This is a genomic window from Pseudomonas sp. Pseusp11, assembly GCF_047304405.1.
Lineage (GTDB): Bacteria > Pseudomonadota > Gammaproteobacteria > Pseudomonadales > Pseudomonadaceae > Aquipseudomonas.
Genome location: NZ_JBGLZF010000101.1, coordinates 1 through 301, shown reverse-complemented (window position 1 = coordinate 301; position 301 = coordinate 1). Strand labels below are relative to the sequence as shown.

Here is a 301-nt window from a genome sequence, read left to right as displayed (position 1 = left end):
GCCGGGGCGATCAAACTGGTCGGCACCGAAGCCGGGGTCGGGGTGAAACTCGACGGCAACCTGGCCGCCAGCGGTGGCGATATCCAGCTCGACGCCAACGGCCATCTCAGCCTGGCGCAAACCTCGGCCGCAGGCGCCGTCAATGTCAAAGCCGCCAGCCTCGATGCGCGCGGCCCGGTCTACGCCGGCACCGTCGTCAACGTGCAAACCCAAGGCAACCTGAGCAACCAGCAAACCCTCGCCGCCCGGGACAGCATCGCGCTGACGGCCGGTGGTGTGCTGACCAACAACGGCATCATCG

At 67.8% G+C, this 301-nt stretch carries 1 protein-coding gene; it reads left to right on the top strand.

Annotated features, from left to right (window positions below; genetic code table 11):
- Nucleotides 1-301, top strand: a 301-nt coding sequence (locus ACCC96_RS30320; protein ID WP_413697745.1) for a hypothetical protein, incomplete at both ends; no start/stop codon positions are given.